General features: G+C 60.9%; 22 protein-coding genes. 3 read left to right on the forward strand and 19 right to left on the reverse strand.

All coding sequences use genetic code 11. The features are described from left to right. Window positions 1-204: 204 nt before the first annotated feature. The 12 genes from ACFZPT_RS25115 to ACFZPT_RS25170 all read right to left on the reverse strand — a co-directional run bounded on the left by ACFZPT_RS25115 (window position 205) and on the right by ACFZPT_RS25170 (window position 12,072). The gene (locus tag ACFZPT_RS25115) at window positions 205-837 is read right to left on the reverse strand and encodes a class I SAM-dependent methyltransferase (protein WP_379555890.1); all 633 of its coding nucleotides are present in this window, start codon (window positions 835-837) and stop codon (window positions 205-207) included. Window positions 838-876: 39 nt separating this feature from the next. Further along, window positions 877-1,521, reverse strand: a complete 645-nt coding sequence (locus ACFZPT_RS25120) for a methionine ABC transporter permease (RefSeq protein WP_034095335.1) — start codon at window positions 1,519-1,521, stop codon at window positions 877-879. Then, complete coding sequence (locus ACFZPT_RS25125) at window positions 1,511-2,626, reverse strand: methionine ABC transporter ATP-binding protein (protein WP_099312122.1); 1,116 nt, start codon at window positions 2,624-2,626, stop codon at window positions 1,511-1,513. The genes ACFZPT_RS25120 and ACFZPT_RS25125 overlap by 11 nt, the downstream gene beginning before the upstream one ends. A 2-nt stretch (window positions 2,627-2,628) precedes the next feature. Next, the gene (locus ACFZPT_RS25130; RefSeq protein ID WP_099312120.1) at window positions 2,629-3,438 is read right to left on the reverse strand and encodes a MetQ/NlpA family ABC transporter substrate-binding protein; all 810 of its coding nucleotides are present in this window, start codon (window positions 3,436-3,438) and stop codon (window positions 2,629-2,631) included. A gap of 75 nt (window positions 3,439-3,513) precedes the next feature. Beyond that, a complete protein-coding gene (locus ACFZPT_RS25135) occupies window positions 3,514-4,866 on the reverse strand; it encodes an LLM class flavin-dependent oxidoreductase (RefSeq protein ID WP_099312119.1) in 1,353 nt (450 codons plus the stop codon). Beyond that, a complete protein-coding gene (locus ACFZPT_RS25140; protein ID WP_099312117.1) occupies window positions 4,866-6,059 on the reverse strand; it encodes an SfnB family sulfur acquisition oxidoreductase in 1,194 nt (397 codons plus the stop codon). The genes ACFZPT_RS25135 and ACFZPT_RS25140 overlap by 1 nt, the downstream gene beginning before the upstream one ends. A gap of 24 nt (window positions 6,060-6,083) precedes the next feature. Continuing rightward, window positions 6,084-7,325 (reverse strand): SfnB family sulfur acquisition oxidoreductase, encoded by a 1,242-nt coding sequence (locus ACFZPT_RS25145; RefSeq protein WP_099312115.1) that lies wholly within the window; start codon window positions 7,323-7,325, stop codon window positions 6,084-6,086. A 186-nt stretch (window positions 7,326-7,511) separates the two neighbouring features. Then, window positions 7,512-8,273, reverse strand: coding sequence for a hypothetical protein (locus ACFZPT_RS25150; RefSeq protein ID WP_047881479.1), 762 nt, complete (start codon window positions 8,271-8,273; stop codon window positions 7,512-7,514). Between the two features lie 316 nt (window positions 8,274-8,589). Next, on the reverse strand, window positions 8,590-9,336 hold the full coding sequence (gene tcyN, locus ACFZPT_RS25155) for an L-cystine ABC transporter ATP-binding protein TcyN (RefSeq protein ID WP_099312113.1): 747 nt from the start codon (window positions 9,334-9,336) through the stop codon (window positions 8,590-8,592). Window positions 9,337-9,339: 3 nt separating this feature from the next. After that, complete coding sequence (tcyL, locus tag ACFZPT_RS25160) at window positions 9,340-10,005, reverse strand: cystine ABC transporter permease (RefSeq protein ID WP_034111309.1); 666 nt, start codon at window positions 10,003-10,005, stop codon at window positions 9,340-9,342. Then, the gene (tcyJ, locus tag ACFZPT_RS25165) at window positions 10,005-10,799 is read right to left on the reverse strand and encodes a cystine ABC transporter substrate-binding protein (protein WP_034095344.1); all 795 of its coding nucleotides are present in this window, start codon (window positions 10,797-10,799) and stop codon (window positions 10,005-10,007) included. Before tcyJ ends, tcyL begins: the two co-directional genes overlap by 1 nt. A gap of 277 nt (window positions 10,800-11,076) precedes the next feature. Continuing rightward, on the reverse strand, window positions 11,077-12,072 hold the full coding sequence (locus ACFZPT_RS25170; protein ID WP_034111311.1) for a D-cysteine desulfhydrase: 996 nt from the start codon (window positions 12,070-12,072) through the stop codon (window positions 11,077-11,079). 166 nt (window positions 12,073-12,238) lie between these two features. Between ACFZPT_RS25170 and epsC the strand changes: the two genes are divergently transcribed. The 3 genes from epsC to mgrA all read left to right on the forward strand — a co-directional run bounded on the left by epsC (window position 12,239) and on the right by mgrA (window position 16,640). Beyond that, complete coding sequence (gene epsC, locus ACFZPT_RS25175) at window positions 12,239-13,165, forward strand: serine O-acetyltransferase EpsC (protein ID WP_034095345.1); 927 nt, start codon at window positions 12,239-12,241, stop codon at window positions 13,163-13,165. A gap of 336 nt (window positions 13,166-13,501) precedes the next feature. Further along, the gene (gene betT / locus ACFZPT_RS25180; protein ID WP_167389851.1) at window positions 13,502-15,463 is read left to right on the forward strand and encodes a choline transporter BetT; all 1,962 of its coding nucleotides are present in this window, start codon (window positions 13,502-13,504) and stop codon (window positions 15,461-15,463) included. Between the two features lie 139 nt (window positions 15,464-15,602). Next, entirely contained in the window at window positions 15,603-16,640 is a 1,038-nt protein-coding gene (gene mgrA, locus ACFZPT_RS25185) for an L-glyceraldehyde 3-phosphate reductase (RefSeq protein ID WP_099312109.1), read from the forward strand. Window positions 16,641-16,702: 62 nt separating this feature from the next. Here the strand turns inward: mgrA and ACFZPT_RS25190 are convergent, their stop codons facing one another. The 7 genes from ACFZPT_RS25190 to tauA all read right to left on the reverse strand — a co-directional run bounded on the left by ACFZPT_RS25190 (window position 16,703) and on the right by tauA (window position 23,309). Then, window positions 16,703-17,446: a hypothetical protein gene (locus ACFZPT_RS25190; RefSeq protein ID WP_379555894.1), complete on the reverse strand. Its 744-nt coding sequence runs from the start codon at window positions 17,444-17,446 to the stop codon at window positions 16,703-16,705. A gap of 57 nt (window positions 17,447-17,503) precedes the next feature. Continuing rightward, a complete protein-coding gene (locus ACFZPT_RS25195; RefSeq protein WP_052448290.1) occupies window positions 17,504-18,436 on the reverse strand; it encodes a hypothetical protein in 933 nt (310 codons plus the stop codon). A gap of 54 nt (window positions 18,437-18,490) precedes the next feature. After that, the gene (locus ACFZPT_RS25200; protein WP_152331795.1) at window positions 18,491-19,465 is read right to left on the reverse strand and encodes a hypothetical protein; all 975 of its coding nucleotides are present in this window, start codon (window positions 19,463-19,465) and stop codon (window positions 18,491-18,493) included. A gap of 386 nt (window positions 19,466-19,851) precedes the next feature. Next, window positions 19,852-20,688, reverse strand: coding sequence for a taurine dioxygenase (gene tauD, locus ACFZPT_RS25205; protein WP_034111315.1), 837 nt, complete (start codon window positions 20,686-20,688; stop codon window positions 19,852-19,854). 13 nt (window positions 20,689-20,701) lie between these two features. Beyond that, a complete protein-coding gene (gene tauC / locus ACFZPT_RS25210; RefSeq protein WP_034095349.1) occupies window positions 20,702-21,538 on the reverse strand; it encodes a taurine ABC transporter permease TauC in 837 nt (278 codons plus the stop codon). Continuing rightward, window positions 21,535-22,314, reverse strand: coding sequence for a taurine ABC transporter ATP-binding subunit (gene tauB, locus ACFZPT_RS25215; protein ID WP_099312107.1), 780 nt, complete (start codon window positions 22,312-22,314; stop codon window positions 21,535-21,537). The genes tauC and tauB overlap by 4 nt, the downstream gene beginning before the upstream one ends. A gap of 17 nt (window positions 22,315-22,331) precedes the next feature. Next, window positions 22,332-23,309, reverse strand: a complete 978-nt coding sequence (gene tauA / locus ACFZPT_RS25220; protein ID WP_099312105.1) for a taurine ABC transporter substrate-binding protein — start codon at window positions 23,307-23,309, stop codon at window positions 22,332-22,334. Between the last annotated feature and the right edge of the window lie 21 nt (window positions 23,310-23,330).

Genomic DNA, 23,330 nt, shown 5'->3' on the forward strand with positions numbered 1-23,330 from the left:
TTTCAGGTTGTTAATGAGGTTTACACCAGACGCTGGCCAGCCACGCCTCCAGGTCGTGATACGACTCGTAGCGCGGCCTGTTCCAGCCTTCCTGGTTGTCACTGCGGATGGGGGAGGCGCCGGTGGTGTATCAGTATCAGATGTACTGACTGACCCACTGTCATCGGGGGCAAGCCCCCTCCCACATTGGTATGTAATGCCAAGCTATTGGTGAGGTTTGCGCCAGACGCTGGCCAGCCACGGCTGTTGTTCGCGAGGCAATCCGGCAGGGCGGTAGTAATGCTCCAGCTCCACGAACCCTGCACTGGTCAGCAACGTCTGCCACGCCTCCAGGTCGTGATACGACCCGTAGCGCGGCCCGTTCCAGCCTTCCTGGTTGTCGCCGCGCGGGTTGGAGCTGAACAGCACGCCCCCCGGTTTCAGCGCGGCATGCAGCTGTTTGAGTACCCGGGGCAATTCCTGTTTGGGGATATGAAACAGCACCGCATTGGCGAAGATGCCGTCGAAGCGCGCGGCGGGCAGTTGCAGCTTGAGGAAGTCTTGTTGCAGCACTTCGCAGCCGCTGTCCTCGCGGGCCATCTGCGCGAAACGCTCGGAGCCGTCGAGCCCTACGGCGATGTGGCCCAGGCGCGTAAACGTCTGTAGATCGCGGCCAGGCCCGCAGCCAAAATCCAACACGGTAAACGGCGGCGCACCCTGGATATGCCGCAGCAAGGCGTCGATGTTCTGGCTCACATCGTGGTCGCTGGTGCCTTCGCGAAAGTCCTCGGCCACCTTGTTGTAGTGGCCGAGGGTGGTGGAGGTGATCTGGTCGAGGTCGTCGGGTTTGAGCGTCATGGCGAGCGATACCGGGCACTGAAAGGTCCCGACTATACCTCACCGTTTGTTCAGCACCCGCGCCAGGCGATCGCCGCTCACCTGAATCAGCACCACCAACGCCACCAGCAGCACGATCACCGTGAGCATGATCTGCGTATCGAAACGCTGGTAACCGTAGCGGTACGCAATGTCCCCCAACCCACCGGCACCGATTGCGCCGGCCATGGCCGAGGAGTTGATCATGGTCACCAGGGTGATGGTGAAACCGCCGACAATCCCCGGCAACGCTTCGGGTAACAGCACATGCCAAATGATGTGCCAGCGCCGGCAGCCCATGGCCTGGGCGGCTTCGATCAGGCCGTGGTCGACTTCGCGCAGGCTCACCTCGGCGATCCGGGCAAAGAACGGCGTGGCAGCGATGGTCAACGGCACCACTGCAGCCCACACGCCGTAGGTGGTGCCGACGATCAGCCGAGTGAACGGGATCAGCGCCACCATCAGGATCAAAAACGGAATCGAGCGGAACAGATTGACGAACGCCCCCAGCGCCCGGTTCAACGTCGGCGCCTGGAAGATGCCGCCCTTGTCGCTGGTGACCAGGAACACCGCCAGCGGGATGCCCACCAGCAACGCGATCAACGATGACACGCCGACCATCAGCAGGGTGTCGAGGGCGCCCTGTACTAAACGATCAAACCACATAACCCAGCACCTCCACCTGTTGTGCAAAGCGCCCGGCGCGTTGGCGCAAGGCGTCGGCGCCGTGGGCCGAGCCACTCACCGCCAGCAGCAATTGCCCCAGGGCGTGGCCTTGGATGCGCTCCACCCCGCCGTGCAGCAAGCGCACGTGCCCGCCCAGTGCGCTGAACAGCGCGGCCAGGTCCGGCTCGTCGGCGGCGCTGCCGGTGAACTGCACGCGCAGTACCACCGCCGCTTCGGCAGAGGCTGGCTGGTCCTGCAAGCGCGCTTGCAGCTCCGGCGGCAAACCTTGTTGCAGCGGTGCCAGCAGGGTTTTGCTGACCTCATGCTGCGGATCGCCGAACACCTGCCACACCGGGCCTTGCTCGACGATGCGCCCATGCTCCAGCACCACCACGCGGTCGCAGATTTCGCGGATCACCGCCATCTCATGGGTGATCAGCACGATAGTCAGGCCCAGGCGCCGGTTGATCTCGCGCAGCAGGCCAAGGATCGACTGGGTGGTTTCCGGGTCGAGGGCCGAGGTGGCCTCGTCGCACAGCAGGATTTGCGGGTCGTGCACCAGCGCGCGGGCGATGCCCACCCGTTGTTTCTGCCCGCCGGAGAGCTGCGCCGGGTAAGCCTGATGCTTGTCCTTGAGCCCCACCAATTCCAGCAGCTCGCGCACCTTCTGCTCGCGCTGCAGCTTGGGCACGCCGGCTACCTTGAGCGGCAGCTCGACGTTCTGCCATACGGTCTTGGCCGACATCAGGTTGAAGTGCTGGAAGATCATGCCGATGCGCCGCCGCAGCGCCACCAGGTGGTCTTCGTCGAAGTCGCCGATGTCCACCTGATCGATCAGCACGCGCCCGCTGCTGGGTTGTTCAAGCCGGTTGATGGTGCGGATCAGCGATGACTTACCGGCGCCGCTGCGGCCAATAATGCCGAACACTTCACCACGCTGGATCGCCAGGTCGATGCCTTGCAGCGCATGCACGCTGCCGTCGTAGGTCTTACCCAGGTTGATAAAGCGCACATGGGCTCGGTTCAGGTGCGGATGCAGCTCGGTCTGCTCGGCGTCCCTGGGCGGTAAACCCAGGTCGCGCAAATGTGCGTGGGCGACGGTCATGTTCAGCCCTCCCAACCGACTTGGTAGAGCTTGCCAAGGGATTTATCCAGCGCGGCGCGCACCACCGGCGAGTGCTGGTAGATGTCGACGAACTTGATCACCCGTGGGTCGGTTTTGCTGTTGGGCTGAATCACAAACTGGATCACGTATTCGGGATGGTCGAGGCCGTCGAACAGCAGCGCCGACTCGGCATCGAAGGTCTTGGACAAGCGGATATAGGCCGGGTAGCCCTGCACCAGGTCCGCGTCGTCATAGGCGCGTACCAGTTGCACGGCTTCCACTTGCAGGATCTTGATGTGTTTCGGGTTGGCGACGATGTCTTCTTCGGTGGCCTTGTAACCCACCCCCGGCTTGAGGGTGATCAAGCCCGCCTTGGCAAGTAATTGCAGGCCGCGACCGCTGTTGATCGGGTCGTTGGCAATCGCCACGCTGGCGCCTTGGGGTAGGTCGGCGAAGCTTTTATATTTTTTCGAATACAACCCAACGTTGTTGATGATGCCCGGCGCATACGGCACCAGGTCAAACCCGGCGGCGGCCTTGGCGTTTTCCAGGAACGGGATGTGCTGGAAGTAATTCACATCGATGTCGCCCGCCGCCAGGCTGACATTCGGTGCGATCCAGTCGGTGAACTCCACCAGCTCGACCTTCAAGCCTTGCTTGCCGGCTTCGGCCACGGCGGCCTCCAGCGGAATCGCAAAGGCTGCGGTGGTGCCGACTTTCAGCGGTGCGTCGGCGGCGAACACCGTCGAGCTGAACAGCCCGAAGGCCAGGGCCAGTGCTTTGACTGGGTTATTGATCAGTGTCTTTTTCATAGTGGTTTCCAGTCATCAGGGATCAGGGCAAACAAGGCAGTTGTACGGTGGGAGGGGCCCTCCCAAATCTTTTGATCAGTGGCGGTACGTAGAGCCGGTGTGTTGGTCGGGTAGGCGGGCGCTGGCGTGAAAGACTTTTTCACGCAGGGTGCCTTGCTCATATTCAGTCTTGTACGACCCGCGCCGCTGCAACTCCGGCACCACCAGGTCGATGAAGTCCACGTAGCTTTCCGGGGTCACGATGCGCGTGAGGTTGAAGCCATCCAGCCCGGTTTCGTTGATCCACGACTCCAGCTCATCGGCCACCTGTTGAGGCGAGCCCACCAGAGTGATGTAGCGCCCGCCCAGGGCGTGCTGGTCCAGCAATTTGCGGCGGGTCCAATCGTTGTTTTGCAGGGTCTTGGTGGCCGATTGAATGGCGTTGCTCTTCACGTACTGGATCGGTTCGTCGAGTTCGTACTGGGAAAAGTCGATGCCGGTGGACGCCGAAAAGTGCGCCACACCCGCTTCCGCGCTGGCGTAGCTCAGGTACTCGGCGTGTTTCTCCCAGGCCAGGGCTTCGGTGGCGCCGACGATCACATTGATGCCCATGAACACCTTGATGTCCTCGGGGTTGCGCCCGGCTTTGAGCGCGCTGGCGCGCACTTTGTCCACCTGCATCTTGGTCGCGGCTTTGTTCTGCCCGCTGATGAACACGCACTCGGCGTGTTGCCCGGCGAAGGCCAAGCCGCGCTCGGAACTGCCGGCCTGAAACAACACCGGTGTGCGTTGCGGCGACGGCTCGCACAGGTGATAACCCTCCACCTGATAGAACTCGCCGCGATGCTCGACCTTATGCACCTTGCCCGGTTGCGCGTAGACCCGTTGCTGCGGGTCGTTGAGTACCGCGTCGTCTTCCCAACTGCCCTCCCACAGTTTGTAGAGCACCTGCAGGTACTCATCGGCCTGGTCGTAGCGGCGGTCATGCTCGACTTGCTCGGTGAGGCCCATGGCCTTGGCGGCGCTGTCCAGGTAGCCGGTGACGATGTTCCAGCCCACTCGGCCTTCGCTCAGGTGATCGAGGGTGGACATGCGTCGGGCGAACAGATACGGCGGCTCGTAGGTGAGGTTAGCGGTGAGGCCAAACCCCAGATGACGGGTAACCGCAGCCATGGCCGAGACCAGCAGCAACGGGTCGTTGACCGGCAGTTGAATCGACTCCTTGAGCGGCACCTCTACCGATTGCTGGTAAACGTCATACACGCCGACGATATCGGCGATGAACAAACCATCGAACAATCCGCGCTCCAGGGTCTGCGCGAGATCGGTCCAGTAGGCCAGGGTTTTGTACTGGGTCGAGGTGTCCCGAGGGTGGGTCCACAGGCCGTGGTTGATGTGCCCGATGCAGTTCATGTTGAAGGCATTGAGCAGGATTTTCTTTTTGCCCATCAGATCGTCCCCCGCAGTGGCGGGTTGGCGTCATTGAGGTAGTAATTACCCACCGCGTGGTACTTCCAGCGCACCGGGTCGTGCAGGGTGTGTACGCGTGCGTTGCGCCAGTGCCGATCCAGGCCGTGTTCAGCCAGGGTCGCCTGGCTGCCGGCCAGCTCGAACAAAGTGCTGCCGGCGGCCAGGGAAACCTCGGTGCTCAAGGCGCGCGCTTCGGCCACCGCAATCGAGGCGGCCGCGACGTGTTCGGCGCTGCTGTCGGCCTGGGCGCGGTCGAGGTATTCGCCGGCGCGCTCCAACAAGGCTTCGGTGGCATGCAGACGCACGCTCAGGTGGCCGAAGCTTTTCAGGGTCAGCGGGTCTTCGCTGGCTTTGTCGCTGGTGGCGTCGATCCACGGCCGGGTTTTGGTGCGCACAAAGTGCAGCGCGTCTTCAAAGGCGGCGCGAGCGATGCCGGTGTCGATGGCGGCATGGAGGATCTGCGCCAGCGGGCCCACGGGGGTCGGGCGCTCGAAGGCGCTCTGGAACGGCACCACGTCCTGCGCCGCGACCCACACGTTATCGAACATCACCGAACCACTGCCGGTGGTGCGCTGGCCGAAGCCGCTCCAGTCGTCGATCACGTTCAGGCCCTGGCTGTCGCGGGGCACAAAGGCCAGTTGCTGCACGCCGTGTTCGTCCACCACCGAGGTGGGGATACGTTGGGCGTAGAGCGCGCCGGTGGCGTAGAACTTGCGCCCGTTGATGCGAAAACCATCGCCGTCGCGGGTCAGGGCCGTCACGCGGTCGTGGGCGGTTTTAGTGCCCAGCTCCGCCAGTGCATTGCCAAAACGCTGGCCGGCGAGTACCTCGGCGTACAGGCGCTGCTGCTGGGCGGCGCTGCCATTTACGCGCAGCACCTCCAGGGCATAGAAATGGTTCTGCGGGATCTGGCCCAGGGAGGCGTCGGCCTGGGCGATCAGCGCGATGACCTTGGCCAGGGTCACGTTGGACACGCCGGCACCGCCGAAGGCTTTGGGCACGCTGATACCCCACAGCCCGGAGCGCGAGAACGCATCCAGCTCAGGCCACGGCAGGCGGCGCTCGCGGTCGCGCTGGGCGCTGTCGCGACGAAAGTCTTCGGCCAGATCGCTGGCCACCACAAGGGCATGTTCGTCGCTGGTGATCACCGCGACGTTGGTCGAGAAAGGCATAGAGGTCTCCAGACGTCCGCTCGGTTAAATCCAGGAGTGTCGGGCGGGCAAGGTGCCGTTGAGGCGATACGCGCCCACCGCGTGATACTTCCAGCGCACCGGGTCGTGCAGGGTGTGCACGCGGGCGTTGCGCCAGTGGCGGTCGAGGTTGAATTCGGCGAGGGTGGCGCGGCTGCCGGCCAGCTCGAAGAGCTTTTCGCTGACCAGCAGCGACACTTCGGTGGTCAGCACCTTGGCCTCGGCCACGGCAATCGACGCGCGTGCCGCCGACTGCGCAGTGATCGGCGCGGCGCTGACCTGGTCGAGTACCTGGCCGGCCTTGCGCAGCAGGGCTTCGGCAGCGTGCAGTTCGATGGTCAGCTTGCCGATATCGGCGATCACGTACGGGTCATCACTGGCGCGTTCGACCTTGGCGTCGATCCATGGGCGCGAGCGCTCACGCACGAAGGCGATGGTGTCTTGCAGCGCACCGCGGGCAATGCCGGCGTCGATGGCGGCCTGGATCAATTGCGAGACCGCGCCCTGGATGTTCGGGCTTTGGCCGAGGCGCCAGTTGTCCACCACCAGGTCGGCGTCCACCGGGACGTGATCGAGCAACAGGGTGCCGCTGGCGGTGGTGCGTTGGCCGAACCCGGACCAGTCATCCTCGATGCGCAACCCTTGGGTGCCACGGCGCACGAAGGCCATGACTTGTTTGCCGTCGTCGTTGAGCGCCTTGATCGCAACCCAATGGGCAAACAGTGCGCCGGTGGAGTAGAACTTCTGGCCGCTGACTACATAACCGTCGCCTTGGGCGGTGAGGCGCGCCTTGAGTTCCAGGGTGTTTTTAGTCCCGCGTTCAGGGCCGCCGTTGCCGATGCGCCAACCGTCGAGCACGCTCTGGAACAGCTGCTCTTTCTGGCGCTCGGTGGCAGTGCCCTGCAACAGATGCAGGATGCCGAAGTGGTTCTGCGGGATCTGCCCCAACGCGGGGTCGGCCGCGCTGATGATCGCGAACACCTCGGCCAGGGTGGCGAAGGACACCTGCGGGCCGCCGTACTCGCGGGGAATAGAAATGCTGCCCAGCCCACTGCGGGTGAACTGTTCGATTTGCGCCCAAGGCAGTTTGCGTTGCTGGTCGCGTGTGGCGGCTTGCAGGCGCGCGGCCTGGGCCAGCTCATGGGCGGCGTCGAGCGCCTCTGCGTCGTTGCGCAGCACCACGGCCGGCAACAGCAAAGGCGCGACGTCCAGCTGAGTGACTGGGGGTGTAAGAGCCAAGTTAGACATCAGCGCCGCTCCTTGGCTGCACGCAATGCCCTGGCGTTGCGCACCGGGGTAATTCTGACCATACCGACCTCGCATTCAATGAAATTAAAAACAAAAATTCAGAGATGTCCGGTGGTCCGGTGCATATACCATAAGCTTGTTAAATATTTAAATAAACTAACTTTTAGGAATATGCATAGAAGGCGATCAGCCCGGTTCGCACGGGGAGCCGAGCGGTTTGGGGCGATAGGGCGTCACGGCCCGGGTCGGCCGTGACGACGTCGACGCCGCGATGCGCACCGTGCGTGACGGCGCCCAGTGCGAGGTGTTACCAACGCGATCCAGAATGCAGTACGTCACCTCCAGCCGGCAGTCGTCGCCCGCCTCCGCGATCACCGTCGCCGGCACCCAAACCTGCACGGCCAGGCCGATGCCGCGGGCCTGGATCTTCGGCAGATCCATGCGCACATCGCCCCAGCGCAGGGTGATGGCGTCGCCGGTGGTCATGTTCAGGTAGGGCTCGATGGTCAGCGGCACACCACGGCGTACCTGGCGACTGTTGACGCCGTAGCGGCGAATGGTCTCGGGCAGGGCGACGGGGGCCAGGTTCTGGTTTTCGTCGCTGTACAGCGCCGGGGGCTGGCCGCCTGGGGCGTTGGTCTTGACGCGCACCTGGGTCACGGCCGAGCGCGCCGGGCCGTGGCCCACCTGCATAACCTGGTAATACACCTGCGCCAGGCCGTCTTGCACAAAACTCTCCGGCACCCGCAGGTGCGTAGGCGTGCCGACCTTGCACGCCGTGATCCGCCGCGAGGCGGCAAAGCAACGGTTCCAGAACAATTCGATCAGGTCGCCTTCGTCCATGCCGAGGTACGGCGCAATGGCAACCTGCAACTGGGTGGCCGCCCGAGCGTTGATGCCATATCGGTTGGCCTGGGGCAGCGTTGGGGCGGTGAGCGTGGGCGTCATAAGTCATCTCCTTGATGCAGCCAGCAGCAATCGTTCCGGCCCCTTGGCGCGGGTGCGCAGGGGGGCTGAAAGGCACGATTCAGTGAATAGCCGGGATAGGATCCAATCCTCTGAGACCTAGATAAGAGGGTTGGCCAAGGAGCGTCAATGGCGGCAAAAGGCTAAACGGCGGGTTTGCGGATATTCAGAAGGGTCTGACTGGGAGGGGGATTTCAGGCGGCGCGAGGCAGGGCGTTTTATGCGGCTCGATGGGGCGTTGCTGTAGGAACGCGGGGTATGGCGAGGGCGCAGGCACCCTCGCCACAAACAGGCAGGCTCAGTGAGCGAGAAACTTGCTCAGGAACTGCCGTGTGCGTTCTTCCTTGGGGTTGGCGAACAACGCCTTGGCTTCGCCTTGCTCCACGATCACGCCTTTGTCGAAGAAGATCACGCGGTTGGCCACATCCCGGGCAAAGCTCATTTCGTGGGTGACGATGACCATGGTGCGCTTCTCTTCGGCCAGGCTGCGGATGGTCGCCAGTACTTCGCCGACCAGCTCCGGGTCCAGCGCCGAGGTGGGTTCGTCGAACAGAATCACCTCCGGCTCCATGGCCAGCGCACGGGCAATCGCCACGCGCTGTTGCTGACCGCCGGACAGGCGCCGTGGGTAGGCGTCTTCCTTGCCCGCCAACCCGACCCGAGCCAGCAGCTTGCGGCCCAGTGCCACCGCAGCCTCGCGTGGCATCTTCTTGACCACGGTCGGGCCTTCGATGACGTTTTCCAGCGCGGTGCGGTGCGGGAACAGGTTGAAGCTCTGGAACACAAAACCCACATGCTGGCGCAGGCGTCGCACCAGGCCTTGCTGTTGGTTGATTGGGCGGCTGCCGTCGATCTCGATATCGCCCACCTTGATGCGTCCGCTGGTGGGTGTTTCGAGAAAGTTGAGGCAGCGCAGGAAGGTGGTTTTGCCGGAACCGCTGGGGCCGATGATGGCGATGACTTCGCCTTCCTTGACCTCCAGGTCGATGCCGGCGAGCACCACCTGACCGTTGAATTGTTTGGTCAGTTTTTCAACCACGATCATGCTTCAAGACTCCAGGTCATGCCGGTTGACCCGGTCTTCCAGGCGATTCTGAAAATGCGCCAGGATGCTGGCCAGGATCCAATAGATCAGCGCAGCGCTGAGGTACATGGTGAAAATTTCGAAGGTGCGCGCCGACACCAATTGCGCCTGGCGAAACAGCTCGGGGACCTGAATGGTGGCGGCCAGCGCCGTGTCCTTGACCAGCGAAATAAAACTGTTGCCCAACGGTGGCAGCGCTGTGCGCATGGCCTGCGGCAGGATGGCCCGGCGCAGGGTCTGCGCGCGGGTCATGCCGATACTGGCCGCTGCTTCCCACTGGCCGCGCTCGATTGAGCCGATGGCGGCACGCAGGATTTCACAGGCGTAAGCGGCCATGTTCAGCGAGAAGCCGATCAATGCCGCCGGAATCGGGTCCAGCTCGATGCCTACTTGTGGCAAGCCGTAGTAGATCAAAAACAGCTGCACCAGCAACGGCGTGCCGCGAAAGAACGACACATAGATCCGAGCAATCCCTCGCACCGGCAAGAAGCGCGACAAGCGCATCAAGGCTAGGCCAAAGCCCAGCAGCAAACCGAAGAACATGCCGCCCAGGCTGAGGATCACCGTGTAGTACGCGCCCTTGAGCAGAAAGGGCGCGGAATCCAGTGCGAGTTGGAAACTTGCTTCCATTATTGAGTGACGTCAGCGTTGAAGTACTTCTCGGACAGCTTCTTCAAGGTGCCGTCGGCGCGCAGTTTGTCGAGGGCCTTGTTCACAGCGTCCAGCAGTTCAGGCTCGCCCTTGCGCAAGGCAATACCCGATTCCTGGCGCGAGAATGCTTCGCCGGCAGCGGCGGTGTCCTTAGCCTTCTTGGCATATTCCAGCGCGGCCAGGCGGTCGATCAGGATCGCGTCGATGCGGCCGATACGCAGGTCCTGGAACTTGGTCGGGTCGTCGTTATAAGTCTTGATGATGGCTTTGGGCTGGTTGTCCTTGAGCCATTGTTCGTAGTTGGTGCCCAGGCCCACGCCGACTTTCTTGCCGGCCAGGTCATCGGCGGTCTTGATGCTGTCCACATTCTTTTTCAGAACCAGCGCCTGAATCCCGGAAACGGTGTAGGGCTTGGAAAAATCGTACTTTTTCTTGCGCTCTTCAGAGATGGTGACCTGGTTGACCACCGCGTCCAGGCGTTTGGATTCCAGCGCGGCGAGGATGCCGTCCCATGGCGTGGCTTGCAGCTTGACCTTCACGCCCAGCTCTTTGGCCAGGGCTTCGGACAGCTCCACCTCGAAGCCACTGAGCTTGCCGCTTTCATCTTGGAAGCTGAAGGGTGGATAGGTACCTTCCAGGCCGATTTTGATCTCGCCGGCCTTCTTGATATTGGCCAATTGTTCGCCGGCCACAGCCTGACCCAACCAACCGGCACCGAGTGCCAGACCCAGCGTGCCAACCAGTAACGTGCGACGGAATGCAGAAATAGACATGAAGAGCCCCTGTGTTTTTTATGGTGAGCGAAGCAGGTGACGCAGTAGGCGTATCCTGCCTTAAAGCGCGAAGCGCGTCTTCGCCTGCGGCGCGACTATAAAGCCGGTTTTTAAGACTTGAAAATAATATAAATTCAAAATCATATTCTTTTTTAGAATATAAACTGTTTCTAATTTGGGAGGGGGCTTGCCCCCGATAGCTATAGTCCAGCCAGCGCATCTCTGACTGATAGGCCGCCATCGGGGGCAAGCCCCCTCCCACTTTTAACTGGTTTACTCAGTTGAACACCGCGTCATAGGCAAACAGCGCCGGCGCGCCGCCGGTGTGCAGGAAGATAATCGGCCCGTCCTCAAAGCGCTGACGCCCGATACCGTCGAGCAAACCCGCCATGGCTTTGCCGGTGTAGACCGGGTCGAGCAACAGACCTTCCTGGCTGGCCAATAGTTTGATCGCGGCCAATGTGCCGGCATTCGGCTCGCCGTAGCGCGGCGCAAAGTACTCATCCCACAGGATCACCTTGAACGCCTCGGGCAAGCCCACGCCCAGCAGCTCGGCGGTGCGCTCGGCCAGGCCCTGGACTTTCGGGAACTGTGCCTCTTCGGTGCGCGATACGGTGACGCCGATGACGGGCAATTGCGGCAGTGCCTCACTCAAGGCCAGCGCCAGACCGCTGTGCGTACCGGCACTGCCGGAGGCCAGCACCACGGCGGCGAAGTCGATGCCGCTGTCTTCGATCTGCGCGGCCAGCTCCAGCCCGGCGCGCACGTAGCCCAGGGCGCCCAATGCATTGGAGCCACCGATGGGCACCAGGTACGGCGTCTTGCCGTTGCTGCGCAGGCGGTCGGCGAGGGCGTTGAGCTGCTCGTCGACGTGATCGAGGTTTTCCACCAATTCCACCTTGGCGTCGAACAACTCCAGCAGCAGGCGGTTGCCGTTGCCCAGGTAGTTCGGATCGTCGGTGCCGGTAGGATTTTCCAACAGGGCGACGCAACCCAGGCCGAGCTTGGCGGCGAGGGCGGCGGTCTGGCGCACATGGTTGGACTGGATCGCGCCGGCGGTCACCAGGGTGTCGGCGCCTTGGGCGATGGCATCGGCGGCCAGGTATTCGAGCTTGCGCAGCTTATTGCCGCCCATGGCCAGCGGGGTGGTGTCGTCGCGTTTGACGTAGATATCCCGGCCCAGCCACGCCGATAGCCGTTCGAGTTTTTCCAGCGCGGTGGCACCGCCCAGCAGTTCCAGGCGGTCAAAACGGTCGAGCTGTTGTTTGATCATGGTTAAACACGGTGGCGAAGTAATGGGCCGACTATAGGCAGGCACTTTTCATCGGGCAACCGTCAATCGCTTATGTCCGATGGTTATGAGCATCGCACCATTGGTTCTTAATGTCGGTCGGTGCGCTTGCCGTAAAGTGATGGCCATTTTGTCAGGAGTGAAAACCGTGAGTGAGCGTTCCAGCCATTGGCAATTGCAGACCATCGTCAGCCAACTGCGCGGCGCCCGCGATCAGTGGCGCTCCCGCAATGGCCGCCTGAGCGGCGAGCATGGGGGGCGCGAGTTGCCCTCGCGCCAGGCCGTGGCGCAGATTCTTGAGTCGCTGTGCGGGGCGCTGTTCCCCATGCGCCTGGGCCCGGCGGACCTGCGTGAAGAAAGCGAGGATTTTTACGTCGGCCACACCCTAGATGTGGCCCTCAATGCTTTGCTCGCCCAGGCACGCCTGGAGCTGCGCTACGCCGCGCGCCAGGGCGGTGAGGATGACAGTGATATCGACGCCCACGCCATTCGCCTGATCCAGGATTTCGCTCTGGCGCTTCCAGCCCTGCGCAGCTTGCTGGACACCGACGTGCTGGCTGCCTATCACGGCGACCCGGCCGCGCGCAGTGTGGATGAAGTGCTGCTGTGCTACCCGGGGATCCTGGCGGTGATTCACCATCGCCTGGCGCACCATTTGTACCGCGCCGGTTTGCCGTTGCTGGCACGCATCAGCGCGGAAATCGCCCATTCGGCTACCGGCATCGATATCCACCCAGGCGCGCAGATCGGCCCGAGTTTCTTTATCGACCACGGTACGGGCGTGGTGATTGGCGAGACCGCAATCATCGGCGAGCGCGTGCGCATCTACCAGGCGGTGACCCTGGGCGCCAAGCGCTTCCCGGCCGATGAAGATGGGCAGCTGCAGAAAGGCCACCCGCGCCATCCGATCGTCGAGGATGACGTGGTGATCTACGCCGGGGCGACGATTCTGGGGCGAATCACCATCGGCAAGGGCTCGACCATCGGCGGCAATGTGTGGCTGACCCGCAATGTGCCGGCGGGGGCGAATATCACTCAAGCGAATCTGCAGCATGATGATGGGGCGCAGAAGTAGAGAGTCTGCACGGGTTACCTGTGGGAGGAGGCTCACCACAAGTGGCCTGTCAGCCACAGATACACTGACTGTATTCCACACCGGGGCGGTATTTCCGTGAGCAGTCGCTGAACGATTTCCTTTGCTCAGCCGTCATACCGCTCAGCCCTGCGATTAGTCCAAAACCACCTATTCATGTTTAACTTGAACGTTCGTTCAAGTTAAACCGGTGGTTCGCTGCCCGCTCACAACAGGAGGCTTACCTTTGCTGAGTCTGTTTTTCCCAGCCACATTTCACATCCCAGGGGTGCATCGCTCATGAGTGCATCGTCCACCCCTTCCAGCGGCCTGGTGCGCATGAATGCGCCCGTTTTCTACTTTGCCGCCACGGTTATTCTGCTGTTCGGCTTGACCGTTATCGCCATCCCACAACAGGCCGGTGCCTGGCTACTGGCGGCGCAAAACTGGGCGGCCAATACGGTCGGCTGGTACTACATGCTGGCGATGACCCTGTATCTGGTCTTCGTGGTGGTCACCGCGTTATCGGGCTACGGCAAGATAAAACTCGGTGCCGACCACGACGAGCCCGAATTCAGTTACTTGTCTTGGGCCGGCATGTTGTTCGCCGCCGGCATCAGCATCACGCTGTTTTTCTTCTGCGTCTCGGAGCCGCTGACGCACCTGGTGCAACCGCCCCAAGGCGCGCCGATGAACGCCGACGCCGCACGCCAGGCCATGCAGGTGCTGTTTCTGCACTGGGGCCTGCATGGCTGGGGTGTGTTCGCCTTTGTCGGCATGGCCCTGGCCTATTTCGCCTACCGGCATAACCTGCCGCTGGCGTTGCGTTCGGCGCTGTACCCGCTGATCGGCAAGCGCATCAACGGCCCCATCGGTTATGCGGTGGATGGCTTTGGCATCATCGCCACGGTGTTCGGCCTGGGGGCCGACATGGGCTTCGGCGTGCTGCACCTCAACTCCGGTCTGGACTACCTGTTCGGCATCGCCCACACCCAGTGGATCCAGGTCGGGTTGATCACCCTGATGATGGGCGCTGCGATCCTGGTGGCCGTGGCCGGCGTGGACAAGGGCGTGCGGGTGATGTCCGACATCAACATGCTGCTGGCCTGCGCGCTGCTGCTGTTCGTGTTGTTCGCCGGGCCTACCCAGCACTTGCTCAACACTCTGATCCAGAACATCGGCGACTACCTCGGCGCCTTGCCGACCAAGAGTTTCGACGTCTACGCCTACAACAAACCCAGCGACTGGCTGGGCGGCTGGACGGTGTTCTACTGGGCTTGGTGGATCGCATGGTCGCCGTTCGTGGGTCTGTTTATCGCGCGGATTTCCCGCGGCCGCACCATCCGTGAATTCGTATTCGGCGTGCTGCTGATCCCGCTCGGCTTCACCCTGGCGTGGATGTCGATCTTCGGCAACAGCGCCATCGACCAAGTGCTCAACCACGGCATGGCGGCGCTCGGCCAATCGGCTATCGATAATCCATCGATGAGCCTTTACCTGTTGCTGGAAACCTATCCTTGGAGCAAGGCCGTCATCGCCGTCACGGTGTTTATCAGCTTTGTGTTCTTCGTGACGTCGGCCGACTCCGGCACTGTGGTGCTGTCGACGCTGTCGTCCAAGGGTGGCAACGCCGACGAAGACGGGCCGAAATGGCTGCGGGTGTTCTGGGGCGCGATGACGGCGCTGGTGACCAGCGCGTTGCTGTTCGCCGGCAGTATCGATTCGCTCAAGTCGGCGGTGGTCCTGACCTCGTTGCCGTTCTCGCTGATTCTGCTGCTGATGATGTGGGGGCTGCACAAGGCGTTCTACATGGAGTCGCAAAAGCAGATCGCCCAGTTGCACTCGCTGGCGCCGATCTCTGCGTCACGCAAGGGCCGTGGCGGCTGGCGTCAACGCTTGAGCCAGGCGGTGCACTTTCCATCGCGTGACGAGGTGTACCGTTTCCTCGAATCGACCGTGCGCCCAGCCATCGAAGAAGTGACCGCGGTGTTTGTCGAGAAGGGCCTGAACGTTGTCACCCAGCCGGACCCGGCCAACGACAGCGTCAGCCTGGAAATCGGCCACGGCGAGGAGCGCCCGTTTGTCTATCAAGTGCAGATGCGCGGCTACTTCACGCCGTCGTTTGCCCTGGGCGGCATGGGCAAGAAAGCTATCAATAACCGCCGCTATTACCGGGCGGAAGTGCATCTGAGCGAGGGCAGCCAGGATTACGACTTGGTGGGCTACACCAAGGAGCAGATCATCAACGACATCCTCGACCAGTACGAGCGTCACCTGCAGTTCCTGCATCTGGTGCGCTAGAGACGAAGCGTGCGTGTTCCTCTCGGGCAGGTCTTTGCTGTAAAACAGCAATGGCGAAGTTAAGCGATTCAGCTGGTTAAAAGGCCTGGGAATAGTCTTATTCCCGGGCCTTATTTGCCGATGTCCAAGAGAGGATTCGATGACTTATATTGCTGCCGAAAACCGCTATGAATCTATCCCGTACCGTCGCGTAGGCCACAGTGGCCTGGTGCTGCCGGCACTGTCCCTGGGGCTGTGGCACAACTTTGGCGACAGCACGCCGATCGCCACCCAGCGCGCGCTGTTACGCACTGCGTTCGACCTGGGCATCAACCACTTCGACCTGGCCAATAACTACGGCCCACCCTACGGCAGTGCCGAGATCAACTTCGGCCGTTTGCTGCGCGAAGACTTCAAGCACTATCGCGACGAACTGATCATTTCCAGCAAGGCCGGCTGGGACATGTGGCCCGGCCCGTATGGCCAGGGCGGCGGCTCGCGCAAATACGTGCTGGCCAGCCTGGACCAGAGCCTGCAACGCCTGGGCGTGGATTACGTGGACATCTTCTACTCCCACCGCTTCGACCCCGACACGCCCCTGGAAGAAACCGCCAGCGCCCTGGCCACTGCCGTGCAACAGGGCAAGGCGTTGTACATCGGCATTTCGTCCTACTCCGGCGCCAAAACCCGCGAGATGGCCGCGCTGCTCAAGGAATGGAAAGTACCGTTGCTGATCCACCAACCGGCCTACAACCTGCTCAACCGCTGGGTGGAAAAAGACCTGCTGGACACCACCGAAGCGCTTGGCACCGGCGTGATCGTCTTCACACCGCTGGCCCAGGGTTTGCTCACTGACAAGTACCTCAATGGCGTGCCGGCCGATGCACGGGTCAATCGTCCCGGCGGTGGTTCGTTGCAGGCCGGGCACTTGTCTGAAGCCAACCTCGCCCACGTCCGCGCGCTGAACGAGATCGCCCAGCGTCGCGGCCAGAGCCTGGCGCAACTGGCTCTGGCCTGGACCCTTCGCGACCCTCGGGTGACCAGCGCGCTGATCGGTGCGAGCCGGCCAGAGCAGATTGTTGAGAACGTCGGCGCGCTGAACAACTTGTCGTTCAGCGCTGAAGAACTGGCGGAAATCGATCGGTTTGCCCAGGAAGGTGGGATTAACTTGTGGGAAAAGCCGTCACTGGCGCAGTAATGCACGGCGCCCTCTCGCCTGGACGGCGAGAGGGCGTTTGATCATCCGGTCAGGCGCGGGCGCTATACCAGCTTGAGGTACATCCCGCGCCAATGCCGAAACTCGGACATTGAAAACGGTATTTTTTCCCCATAGAGGTCCACGTGCCCATCGACCACGGCCACCGAATGGTTGTTGAGGGAGGCGGTGCCGGTGTTGCCTTTGTCCAGTTCGCGAAAATGAGTCCAGCGGGTTTTGCCTAACAGGCCCAGGCGCTTAAACCCATCCCGGTCTCCTTCACCGTCGTTGAGCGTGCCCATGGCGGCTTCGAAGCTTCGCTTCGCCCGGCCCTCGTGGTTTTTCACCTGCGCGCGCTTGGCACTGGCGGCATATAAAAACACCGCATCCGCCATTACTGCGGGGTCATCGCCATGAAAAGCCGAACCGGTCCTCGCCTGTTTTATTTCGTCATGGGTCAGGCTCAGCTTGAACGTGTCGCGCATGACGATATCGAAGCCGGTGGGTGTTTCGGTCACCGACTTGAAGATGCCATGGGGGCTGTGACCGTATTTCATCATCGCCGCTTTTATAGCCGAAACAGTGACGCAATTCCCCTGCCTGCCTTGCGTGAAAGCAGACCAGATATTCTTGGGCTTGATGCCAGCGGCGGTTTTGGACATGGGCATGTACCCCGTGTCGAACCGGTTGACCTGTGCCGCCGTATTGTCATACGCGCCAGGACGCGCGGTGCCGGTGTGCTCAATCGCAGGGGGGACGAGGTTGGAATAAGGTTGGGCATAGCTGCCCACGAGTGCTGATAAGTTCATGCAATGCGCCTTGATGCTTGGAAATCCGCCTGTGTTACAGCCAACGAGCAAGGATGCTCAGACCAGGATGTAGCCGTGCCCGTCATACGGCAGCGCCTCTTTATCCAGCACCAGGCCGTGGTTATACAGGTAGGACGGTGCCTTGGTTTCCGACATCTCATGTGCGTTGGCGTGAGTCATAAACGGCACCATGCCAAGGTCTTCCAGGATCTTTTTCTCAAACCCTTGCGTAGTGATGACGCTACGCAAGGCGGCTTCGAAGTTGGAGCGAATGACCGGATCTTCATGGGTGTTCTGAACGCGCTTTACGTAAGCGGTCAGCATGAAGTTGGCGTCCTTGATCATTCCGTTGTCATGGCCGGCGAATTTGGCGGCATCTGCCGTAAGTTTTATTTCCGCGCGGGTGATGTTCACGCTTTCTCCGTCTTTCATGTCGACGGCATAGGTGTCTCCCGTTCGGGTGACTTTTTCGAAACAATCCATAGGGCTCTGTCCGAACCTCATCATCATCAGTTTGATCATTGCCGCGTAGCGATCCGTATAGCGGTTTTCACCAAACTCGCGGGGCACGGAATAAAACCCCTTTTCGATATCGCTGGGCGCTGCGCCGTTGGTTTTTGACGAAAGGTCCGGGAATTGCGGGTTTTCAGTGTCGTTCGTTGGCGTGACCTCTTTTTGCAGCAGGCTATTAAGACGGGTCGGGAGTTGCCGTGTTGTATCAACGCCGGGACGGACAGGCGTGGAAAGCGGAGTGTCTTGATGGATGACCGCTGCCTGTTGCGGGTGGGTCAAGTTCTTTAGAGCAGTTTCAAGGCTTTGCAATAACGTGAACATCGAACTTAAGACCAACTCGATGCTGTGCTGGGTGTGTGCATTGGGTTGCTGGGGAGCCTCGTAATCGTGGTTTTTTAGCAGCGCATTGCGGTTGTCCAGCGAGGGAGAAACATTGGCGGACAGGGCGTTGGAGCGGTAGTTGGAGAACGTGTTCATCGGCTCAATTCCTAAGGGTGTGATGTTTTTGTTCCAGGCGTTTCAAAGGAATAGTCAAGTAAGCAGGTAGGCTTGTTGATGTTTTCGGACACCGGAAGGTGTGCAGTTGAAGTCTGCCAACCCATCGACAATGGCGAGGGACTCCACAGGGCTTTTCACAACAATGCCTAAACCTTTATTCGCGGCGATGTCATGGGACTTGGCTGACTGGATATGGTTTTTCATGCCCAATAACTCCAACACGTTTTTGGCCGACTCCCCCTTGTTGGTTTCCCACATGGCAATGGCATAGTCGGAGGGCGCCGAAGCATTAAATGATTCGATCTGCTTTCGTTTTACCAAGACGCCGAAAAGAAAGGCTGCATCTTTGAGCATGCCTTCGTCACCGAGCATCTGGCAGCCTTCTTGAGCCAGTTTTAGTTCTTCAAACGTAATATGAAGTTTGAAGCCGTCGCGCATCGTTATATTGAAGCCCGTGTCAAGTCTGGTGACTTCACTGAAAATATCCCGTGGACTTTGACCAAACCGTTGCATGGCCAGTTTTATACCCGCGACATGGGAACTGAGCGGGGCGCCGCTCGAATACAGCGTGAGCACTGGTGAAGAAAACAGCCCGCCCCAGATGTCATCCGGTTTTTCGCCACTTTTTTTGGCTGAAAGAAACTCGTGTGATTGGGGGGCGGTCGCCTCGTCAACTACCTGGGTGGTTTCCAATGTTGTATGGGGTAGATCGGTGGCTGGCCGGAGAGGCTTGTTATCAACCAACGTTTTTACCGATGGTTGTATGTTTAGCAGGTTATTCAGTGATGTCATGATTTCATTGAGTGCATTGCCAAGCAGTGCAAGTGTTTTTTCGACACTTATATGAGAGGGTGCGGATGCTGAGGTGGTCTGAGCAAGTGTATGTTTCATTGATGTTGAATTAGAGTGCTTGTGAGGCGCAGTTGCCGTGGGTAACGTGTTGTTATAATTCTCGCTTTGTCTATTGGCGGCGATTGACGGGTGAGTAGATGTTAGTGATGTGTTCATCTATTTGTTTCTCAATTAAATAAGATTTTTGTCGATATAAGATTAAGTTTTATATCGCTTTTGCGGTATTGATGAGTGAGGCGTTAGCGTTTTCACGTCGCGACAGTGTCGTGAGATCTGTGGTTGGTAACTGTCTGGGGTTCCGAGTGCCAGTGCGGAATTGGTAACGTGAGATAACGATAGCTATAGAGGATTTTTCTGAAGTGATAGCAAGGCGGGGATGTTAATTAATTGTGTAACGAGGTTGCCGAGAGTAGGCCATATGGCGAGTTTTATTTTAATAAATCGGATGCGGTCGATATTGGCTGTTTAAAGTTCGCTATGAGCATAAAAAGCGCCGACGCGAGGCGGCGCGTAATGAGCTGGACTGCACGGGGCGCCGGAAATCAGAACGGCACATCTCCCAGAATCGTCGCGCGGTGCATCACCCGCCGTTGCGGTCGGTAGTCATCCACTGCGTAGTGCTGTGTCACACGGTTATCCCAGAACGCCACGTCATGGGCCTGCCAGCGCCAGCGCAGGGTAAATTCCGGCCGAGTGGCGTGGGCAAACAACAGCTTCAGAATCACCTCGCTCTCGGCGGCTTCCAACTCGTTGATCCGGGTGGTGAAACCTTCGCTGACAAACAGCGATTTGCGCCCACTCACCGGGTGCGTGCGTACCACCGGATGGGACAATGGCGGGTTCTTTTGGCGGGCAGCTTCCCAGCGCGCCAGGTCTTCGGCGCTGTTGCCGAAGCGCTCCAGAGGGAAGGACTTGATGAAGTCGTGGGTGGCGGTCAAGCCGTCCAGCAGCCGTTTCATCGGCGCGGATAGCGCCTCATACGCCGCGATCCCGCTGGCCCACAGCGTGTCGCCGCCGTACGCCGGCAGCAGCTTGGCGCTGAGCACCGCGCCGAGAGCCGGGGTGGGCAGGAACGTCACGTCGGTGTGCCACACCGCATTGTCGCGCACGTCGGTGACGGCGGTGTCGAGCACCAATACTTCGGGTTGTTCCGGCACGTTGGGGTAGATCGGATGGATGTGCAAGTCACCGAAATTCGCCGCGAATCGTGCCTGTTGTTGCGGGGTGATCGGCTGGTCGCGAAAGAACAGCACCGAGTGGGTAAGCAACGCCTGTTCAATGGCGTCGCGCTGTTCGGGGGACAGCGGCCGGGTGATATCGACGCCACTGATCTGGGCGCCCAGGGCGGTGCTCAAGGGGCTCACGGTAACGTTGCTCATGGGATTCTCACAGTCAGTGTGCCTGGCCATGCCAGGGCACTAATTTACGCTGCAGGGCACGCAGGCCCATTTCCAGGGCGAAGGCGATCAGGGCTATGACCAAAATCCCCAGCACCACCACATCGGTCACCAAAAACTGCGCCGCCGACTGCACCATAAACCCCAGCCCACTGGTGGCCGCGATCAGTTCAGCGGCCACCAGCGTCGACCAGCCCACCCCCAGGCCAATGCGCACACCGGTGAGAATGTCGGGCAGGGCGCTTGGCAGAATTACATGACGAATCAATTGCGCGCGCGTTGCCCCCAGGGACTGCGCCGCACGCAGCTTGGCCGGGTCGACGGTGCGTACACCGGTGGCGGTGGCGATCGCGATGGGTGCAAAGATCGCCAGGTAGATCAGCAGCACCTTGGACAGCTCGCCGATGCCGCACCAGATCACGATCAACGGCAGATAGGCCAGCGGTGGAATAGGCCGATAAAACTCGATCAACGGGTCGAAGATGCCACGGGCGATGCGGTTGGCTCCGATGGCGATCCCCACCGGCACGGCGGTCAACACCGCAAAACCCAGGCCCAGGCCGATGCGGCTGAGGCTGGCGGCCAGGTGCTGCCATAAGGTGGAATCCATATAACCGCTGGTCGCCAGCAACCAGCCTTTTTGCAGCACAGCGGCCGGCGGCGGCAGAAACAGCGGCTCGATTACACCGGTGGCAGTCACGGCCCACCAAGCGATCAGCAAGGTAGTGAGGGTCAACAGGCTGATCCAGCGCGTGCTCAGGCTGCGGCGGACCGGAATGGGCGTTTGTGTTGCCGGCTCGGTGGTGATGACAGGAAGTTCGTAGCTGCTCATGGGGATACCTGCCGTTGCGAGAACACCTTGCCCAAGACATGTTCGCGGGTTTCGATAAAGCGCGGATCGGACTTGATCGCTCGCGCCGACTCGCCGGCGGCATAGCGTTGGCCGAAATCCAGGCGCAGACGTTCGACGATCTGGCCAGGGTTGGGCGCCAGCAGAATCAGATCGGTGGCGAGAAATACCGCTTCTTCAATGTCGTGGGTGATCAGAAACACCGGCTTGGCCGTGCGCCGCCAGACTTGCAGCAGCAGCTCCTGCATCTGTTCGCGGGTGAAGGCATCCAGGGCGCCGAACGGCTCATCCATCAGCAATACGCGCGGGTCGGCGGCCAATGCGCGGGCCAGGCCGACACGTTGCTTCTGGCCACCGGACAGTTGCCAGATGCGGCGGTGGTCGAAACCGGCCAAGTCCACCAGTGCCAGCATTTCCCGCGCGCGGGCTTCACGCTGTGTTTTAGGCACGCCGGCCAATTCCAGGCCGAAGCCAACATTGGCCAGCACGTCCTGCCAGGGCAGCAGTGCATCGTCTTGAAACACCACGCCACGCTCGGCGCTCGGGCCTTTGACCGGCAAGCCGTCGAGGCTGATACGCCCGGCGCTGGGTTCGACGAAGCCGGCGATCAGGTTCAACAGTGAAGTCTTGCCACTGCCGGACGGGCCGAGAGCCACCAGCAATTGCTGGGGCCCCAGGTCCAGTGAGATATCCGCCAGCACCGGTGCCGGGGCGCCTGGGTACTGTGCGCTGATGCGCTCCAGTTGTAGCAAGGCCATCGCGATGAACTCCCGAATCAGTGGCTAATGAACTGTGCGCTGACGTATGGGGCGTAATCCGGCAGTACCGCGTCGACTTTGCCCTGTTCCTTGAGGAATGCGGCGGTGTCGGTTACGGCCTGGATGGTCGGTGCGCCGAGCAGGGTGATTTGGTCTGCGGCCAGCGGGTAGACGTTGCCTTGCAGCAGTTGTGGGATATCACTGGACTTGGCGCCGGAGAGCTTGACCAGTTTGTCGACGTTGCCTGTGTTGGCCAGCCAGGCTTGCGGGTCTTTTCGATAGTCCGCGTAGGCATCCAGCGTGACCTTGGCGAAAGCCTTGACGATTTCCGGATGCTTCTCGGCGAAATCCTTACGCACGATCCAGGCATCGAAAGTCGGTGCGCCGAATTTGGCCAGTTCGCCGGAAGTGATCAGCACCTTGCCGTTTTCCTTGGCTACGCCCAGTGCCGGGTCCCACACGTAGGTGGCGTCGATATCGCCGCGCTTCCAGGCTGCAATGATCGCCGGCGGTGCGAGGTTGAGGATGGTCACCTTGGACGGGTCAATGTTCCAGTGCTTCAGCGCGGCCAAGAGGCTGTAGTGGCCGGTGGACACGAATGGCACGGCGACTTTCTTGCCAATCAGGTCTTGCGGGCTGTTGATCCCCGAACCGTCACGCGCCACCAACGCCTCGGCGGCGCCGATCTGCGTCGCGACAAGAAAGGTTTGCACCGGCACTTTGCGCGTAATCGCGGCGGTCAGTGGGCTGGAACCGAGGTAACCGATCTGCACGTCGCCGGAGGCAATGGCGGCGATGATGTCCGCACCGTTATCGAATTTGCGCCAGTCGATCTTGGCGTTGGTGGCTTTTTCGTAAGCGCCGTCGGCCTGCGCGACTTTGGCCGGGTCGACGGTGGTCTGGTAGGCAATGGTTACATCCGCCGCCTGGGCAAACAGGCTGGCACCGGCCAGGGACAATGCGGCCAACAGGCGCAGAGGGGTAAGCAGTTTCAAGGGGAATCTCCTCAATCAGGC

Origin of the sequence: Pseudomonas sp. MD330_10, assembly GCF_042610415.1 — a bacterium.
GTDB lineage: Bacteria > Pseudomonadota > Gammaproteobacteria > Pseudomonadales > Pseudomonadaceae > Aquipseudomonas > Aquipseudomonas rhodesiae.

Bases quoted from the DNA above. Each gene is read 5' to 3' on its own strand.
- ACFZPT_RS25145 (WP_099312115.1), bottom strand. From the start codon at position 7,325: ATGTCTAACTTGGCTCTTACACCCCCAGTCACTCAGCTGGACGTCGCG.
- tauB (WP_099312107.1), bottom strand. From the start codon at position 22,314: ATGGCCTTGCTACAACTGGAGCGCATCAGCGCACAGTACCCAGGCGCC.
- ACFZPT_RS25150 (WP_047881479.1), bottom strand. From the start codon at position 8,273: ATGACGCCCACGCTCACCGCCCCAACGCTGCCCCAGGCCAACCGATAT.
- ACFZPT_RS25115 (WP_379555890.1), bottom strand. From the start codon at position 837: ATGACGCTCAAACCCGACGACCTCGACCAGATCACCTCCACCACCCTC.
- ACFZPT_RS25120 (WP_034095335.1), bottom strand. From the start codon at position 1,521: ATGTGGTTTGATCGTTTAGTACAGGGCGCCCTCGACACCCTGCTGATG.
- ACFZPT_RS25195 (WP_052448290.1), bottom strand. From the start codon at position 18,436: ATGAACACGTTCTCCAACTACCGCTCCAACGCCCTGTCCGCCAATGTT.
- betT (WP_167389851.1), top strand. From the start codon at position 13,502: ATGAATGCGCCCGTTTTCTACTTTGCCGCCACGGTTATTCTGCTGTTC.
- ACFZPT_RS25190 (WP_379555894.1), bottom strand. From the start codon at position 17,446: ATGAACTTATCAGCACTCGTGGGCAGCTATGCCCAACCTTATTCCAAC.
- tauD (WP_034111315.1), bottom strand. From the start codon at position 20,688: ATGAGCAACGTTACCGTGAGCCCCTTGAGCACCGCCCTGGGCGCCCAG.
- tcyL (WP_034111309.1), bottom strand. From the start codon at position 10,005: ATGGAAGCAAGTTTCCAACTCGCACTGGATTCCGCGCCCTTTCTGCTC.
- ACFZPT_RS25140 (WP_099312117.1), bottom strand. From the start codon at position 6,059: ATGCCTTTCTCGACCAACGTCGCGGTGATCACCAGCGACGAACATGCC.
- ACFZPT_RS25170 (WP_034111311.1), bottom strand. From the start codon at position 12,072: ATGATCAAACAACAGCTCGACCGTTTTGACCGCCTGGAACTGCTGGGC.
- ACFZPT_RS25130 (WP_099312120.1), bottom strand. From the start codon at position 3,438: ATGAAAAAGACACTGATCAATAACCCAGTCAAAGCACTGGCCCTGGCC.
- ACFZPT_RS25125 (WP_099312122.1), bottom strand. From the start codon at position 2,626: ATGACCGTCGCCCACGCACATTTGCGCGACCTGGGTTTACCGCCCAGG.
- tauC (WP_034095349.1), bottom strand. From the start codon at position 21,538: ATGAGCAGCTACGAACTTCCTGTCATCACCACCGAGCCGGCAACACAA.
- ACFZPT_RS25200 (WP_152331795.1), bottom strand. From the start codon at position 19,465: ATGAACACATCACTAACATCTACTCACCCGTCAATCGCCGCCAATAGA.
- mgrA (WP_099312109.1), top strand. From the start codon at position 15,603: ATGACTTATATTGCTGCCGAAAACCGCTATGAATCTATCCCGTACCGT.
- tcyJ (WP_034095344.1), bottom strand. From the start codon at position 10,799: ATGTCTATTTCTGCATTCCGTCGCACGTTACTGGTTGGCACGCTGGGT.
- tcyN (WP_099312113.1), bottom strand. From the start codon at position 9,336: ATGATCGTGGTTGAAAAACTGACCAAACAATTCAACGGTCAGGTGGTG.
- ACFZPT_RS25135 (WP_099312119.1), bottom strand. From the start codon at position 4,866: ATGGGCAAAAAGAAAATCCTGCTCAATGCCTTCAACATGAACTGCATC.